The sequence below is a fragment of the Desulfosarcina sp. genome (assembly GCF_041551955.1).
Classification (GTDB): Bacteria; Desulfobacterota; Desulfobacteria; order Desulfobacterales; family Desulfosarcinaceae; genus Desulfosarcina.
Map to the genome: position 1 here is coordinate 1 of NZ_JBFELV010000379.1, position 5,065 is coordinate 5,065.

Here is a 5,065-nt window from a genome sequence, read left to right on the forward strand (position 1 = left end):
CATCCGGCCGACGCCGCGTCCGTCGACCGCTATTTCAGAAAGTACGGTGACATCGCCTGTAGGTTGTTGAACGAGGCCGGCTACGATTTCTGTACGGGCGGTATCATGGCCAAGAATCCGCAGTGGTGTCAATCCTTGAGCCAATGGAAGGTCTATTTCAGCGATTGGATTCACGCCGCCGAAGCCGAGGACCTCCTTCAGGCCAGTATTTTTTTTGATTTCCGACGCGGGTTTGGAGAAGATTCGCTGATTGTCGATTTGCGTCGGCATTTGTTCGCCTCGCTAGACGGGTGGTCTGGTTTTTTCCGGCACTTGACCGAAAATGCCCTCAATTTCAAGCCGCCCCTCGGATTTTTTCGCAATTTCGTGGTTGAATCCAAAGGCCGCCACCGCAACGCGTTGGACATAAAAAGCGCCATGACCCCCATTGTTGATTTTGCGCGGGTGTATGCACTTAAAAACAGGATCGAGGAGACCAATACATTGGAGCGGCTCGATCAGCTCAGGATCAAGAAAGTCATTTCTCCGCAGGAATATGAAGAACTTGAAAAGGCCTACAGCTTCCTCATGCAGCTGCGATTTGTGCGGCAGATCACCGCCGTCATGGACGATAATAAAAAGCCCGACAATTACATCACGCCCAAAAAACTGACCCACATCGAACAAACCATGCTCAAAGAGATATTCAAGCGACTCGAGAAATTTCAGTCCAAGATGAATTTCGAGTTTATCGGCATTGCCTGATGGTCGGGTAAAACAGTCGATTCGGGATGGCAACGATCCAGCGGATCAGAGATGACATGACACCAGGAAAGACGATGAGCCGGGATGAATTGGAAAAGCGGATACAAACCCTCGAGGCGGATAACCGTAACCTATCCCGGTCGCTGGCCAAACGGCATGCCGATTTCGATGCCCTGGCAAAACTGACCCGTCGCATTGCCGATAACGCACCGGATATGATCTGGGCCAAGGATATGGACAATCGCTACCTGTTCGCCAACCGGGCCCTTTGCGAACGCCTGCTCATGTGCAATAGTCCTGAGGCGGTAGCGGGTAAGAACGACGTTTACTTCGCCGACCTGGAGCGGTCCAACGGCCAGCGCCACACATTCGGTGAAGTGTGTGAAAATTCAGACGAGATCGTAAAAGCCAAGCAAAAGGCGATGCGGTTTGTGGAGGACGGGCTGGTTCGCGGACAATATCTGGTACTGGACGTCCACAAGGCGCCGCTCTTGGATGAATCAGGGGCGATGATCGGCACCGTCGGCTGCGGCCGGGATATCACCCGCGATCGTCAGATTCAGAAAGATTTGAATGAAAGCCGGGCCAGCCAGCAGCTGCTCATGGAGACCGCCTCGGATTTTGCCGTCTTCCGCCTTCAAGTGAATCCGGTCCGTCCCAGGCGGTTGAAGGTGATTTTTGTCAGTCCGTCGGCAAAAGATATCGCCGGTGTCACACCGTCGCAGGAAGTGCATCAGTGGTTTCAGGTTTATCCGGAGGATCGCAAGGCGCTGCGTTACGCCTATGCCAGGGGTTACACGGATCTCAAATTTAACCATCGATTCAGGGTGTTTCACCGCGTCATGGCCCAGTGGCGCTGGATGCATGTGATTGCCACCTGTGTCGACGGGCAGCAGAACCGTTTCGTCAATGGCATCATGTTCGATATTACCGATCAGATGAAAAGCAAGGAGGCACTGGCGGCCAAAGGCCGGGAACTGGAGTCTCGATCCGACAACCTTTCAGAAGTGAACACGGCACTCAAGGTGCTGTTAAAAAAACGGGATGAAGACCGCAAAGCCCTGGAGGAGAAGGTTCTATACAATGTCAAATCCTTGATCCGTCCCTATTTGAACAAGATGAAAACAAGCGGGCTGAACGCCAAGCAAAACGCCTACCTCGACATCCTGGAGTCCAACCTCAACGAAATCGTTTCGCCGTTGAGTCGCAAGCTTTCCTTCGATTACCTCGGATTCACGCCGACTGAGATCAAGGTGGCCACCATGGTCAAGCAAGGCAAAAAGGCCAGGGAGATCGCTCGCATGCTGGGCATCTCCACCCGGACGGTAGAAGGATATCGATACGCCATCCGCGATCGGCTCGGCATCAAAGGCAAGAAAGTGAATCTGCGCACCTATTTGCTCTCCATCCAGTAGCCACTGTCCATCCAGAAACGGCATCTTGCGGCCCAGCGCTGCATTCTCCGGATATTGACAAGGACTGAAGTCCAAACCCATTACCGGAGAAAATTGAAATACCAGGCAATGAGGCTTTCGCCGAAAAACAGGTAGATGGTGGCCCCCATGGCCAGAAAGGGGCCGAAGGGAATGGCCAGCCGCATGCCTTTTCCGGATCGGATCATGGTCAGCAGACCGGCGATAGTGCCGATGGCCGATGCAGCGAAGAGGGTGAACAGTATGCCCTGCCAGCCGACCATGGCGCCGATCATGGCCAGCAGCTTGATGTCTCCGCCGCCCATGCCCTCTCTTCCAGTCATGGACTGGTAAACCCAGGCAACGGCGAAAAGGCTTCCGCCGCCTGCTAGGATGCCGATGGCGCTGGCGCGCCAGGTGACGCTGGGGACGGCCAGGGCAGCCAGAAAGAAAAGCGGGATCCCGGGTAGTGAAATCGTGTCTGGAATGATGCGGTGGTCCAGATCGATGAAGCTGATTACGATCAGCGTCGCAATGAAGGCGAAAACGACCAACCCATGCAGCGTGGGGCCGAAGCTGAGGGCGCAGGCCAGGGCGAAGAGCCCGCCCAACAACTCCACAAAGGGGTAGCGGATGGCGATGGGTGCCGCACAGCTGCGGCATTTCCCCATCAGCAGCAGATAACTGAGGATAGGGAGGTTGTCGTAGAAAGGAATCATCGTCTTGCAGCGGGGACAGCTTGAACCGGGATGAACGATGGACAAGGCGGCCGGTATGCGATAGATGCAGACGTTTAAAAAGCTGCCGATGCAGGCGCCGAAGATAAATGCCAGTATGTTCACCGTCAGTGGTGTCGTCATGTCAGTCCATTCATGCGTGTTGGCCCGAAGGATCGTCTTGTTCTGGAAGCGTTTCCAGACAGGATGCTAAAGCTTCTTAAAAGAACCGGCGTACCATTGTCAAAGAAAAATTAAGTGTTATTATATAGAACATTTTACGAAACAGCCATCTTAGCAGGGCTGTGAATGAAGTTTGGTATCGAGATCTCCAGGAGTCAAGATGGGTGAAACGGATAAAGATGATCTGATCAGCATTATCGAGGAGGACGATCCGGAAGCGGTCATTCCAACCATCCTTCCCATGATGCCGGTGCGTGATGTAGTGATCTTCACGGATATGCTGTTGCCCTTGTTCGTCGGGCGTGAAAAATCGGTCAACGCCATCGAAGAGTCGATTTCAAAGGACCGTTACCTGTTTGTGGCAACCCAGATCGATCCGGGCATCGAAAACCCCAAACCGGATGAAATCTACCAGATCGGAACGGTCAGCCGGATTTTGAGGATGCTCAAGCTTCCGGACGGTCGCGTCAAGGCACTCGTCCAGGGGATCGCCAAGGCCAGGATTGCCAAATACGTGCGCAAGCGGTCCTTGTTCCGTGTGAAAATCGACATCATCGAGGAGCCTGAATCCTCCACCGTCGACCTGGAAGCCGAGGCCCTGATGCGCAATGTCAGGGAGTACTCCGAGAGGATTCTCACCTTGCGCGGCGAATACACCAACGAAGTGGGATCCATTCTCACCAGCATCAACGATCCTGGTCGGTTGGCTGACCTGGTGGCCTCGAACCTCCGCTTGAAAATTGACGAAGCCCAGGCCATCATCGAAATCATCGACCCCTTCGAGCGCCTTAAAAAAGTCAACGACTTGTTGTTCCACGAAGTGGAATTGTCTGCGATGCAGGCCAAGATCCAATCCGAGGTGAAGGACGAAATATCAAAAAGCCAGAAAGACTATTTCCTGCGCGAGCAGGTTAGAGCCATTCACAAGGAACTGGGAGAACTGGACGAGCGCACCCAGGAGATCGACGAGTACAGAAGTAAGATCAAACGCGCTAAAATGAGCCAAGAGGCCAAAACGGAAGCCGACAAACAATTACGCCGGCTTGAACAGATGCACCCCGATTCTGCAGAATCATCGGTGGTACGAACCTATCTGGACTGGATGGTGGAGCTGCCCTGGAGCAAGTCTACGACCGATGTCATCGACATCAAAAAGGCAAAATCCGTACTGGATATGGACCACTATGGCCTGGAACGGATCAAGGACCGCATTCTGGAATACCTGAGCGTTCGCAAGCTCAATCCCCAGACCAAGGGGCCCATTCTTTGTTTCGTGGGCCCGCCGGGGGTGGGAAAAACGTCGCTGGGTCGGGCCATCGCCAATGCCATGAAACGAAAATTCGTGCGCATTTCCCTGGGGGGCATACGGGATGAAGCTGAGATCCGGGGACATCGGCGCACCTACATTGGTGCGCTGCCCGGGCGAATCATCCAGGGGTTGAAGCAGGCCGGCTCCAACAACCCTGTGTTCATGATGGACGAAATCGATAAACTGGGTGCCGATTTTCGGGGCGACCCATCCTCGGCGCTCCTGGAAGCACTGGATCCGGAGCAGAATTTTGAATTCAGCGATCACTACCTCAATCTCAGCTTTGATCTGTCCAAGGTCATGTTCATCCTGACCGCCAACATCTCAGATACCATCCCGTCCGCGCTGCTGGACCGCATGGAGGTGATCAACCTGTCCGGCTATACCGAGGACGAGAAGAAAACCATTGCGAAAACTCACCTGATTCCGCGGCAGGTCAAAGAGAACGGCATCAAGCCCCGTCAGATTCGCTTCAGCGATGCAGCCGTCGTCCAGGTCATCAACGAGTACACCTCCGAGGCGGGGTTGAGAAACCTTGAACGCGAGTTGGGGACCCTGTGCCGAAAATTGGCACGACGAATCGCCGAAGGGGCGAGAGGCCCGTTTCAGGTGACTCGTCAGTCTCTGGAAAAATACCTGGGACCGCCCAAGTATTATCCGGAAATGGACAAGGAACACAGCCAGGTGGGGCTATCCACCGG

4 protein-coding genes are annotated in these 5,065 nt (G+C 54.1%); 3 read left to right on the forward strand and 1 reads right to left on the reverse strand.

The features are described from left to right. Positions 1–744: putative nucleotidyltransferase substrate binding domain-containing protein (locus tag ABYV26_RS20545; protein WP_372683230.1), on the forward strand; the 744-nt coding region annotated here is incomplete at its 5' end. Positions 745–800: 56 nt separating this feature from the next. Beyond that, positions 801–2,159, forward strand: coding sequence for a LuxR C-terminal-related transcriptional regulator (locus ABYV26_RS20550; RefSeq protein ID WP_372683231.1), 1,359 nt, complete (start codon positions 801–803; stop codon positions 2,157–2,159). An 80-nt stretch (positions 2,160–2,239) separates the two neighbouring features. Here ABYV26_RS20550 and ABYV26_RS20555 read toward each other — a convergent pair whose 3' ends face one another. Continuing rightward, entirely contained in the window at positions 2,240–3,016 is a 777-nt protein-coding gene (locus tag ABYV26_RS20555) for an A24 family peptidase (RefSeq protein WP_372683232.1), read from the reverse strand. Positions 3,017–3,215: 199 nt separating this feature from the next. Here ABYV26_RS20555 and lon point away from each other — a divergent pair. Beyond that, positions 3,216–5,065: endopeptidase La (lon, locus tag ABYV26_RS20560; protein ID WP_372683233.1), on the forward strand; the 1,850-nt coding region annotated here is incomplete at its 3' end.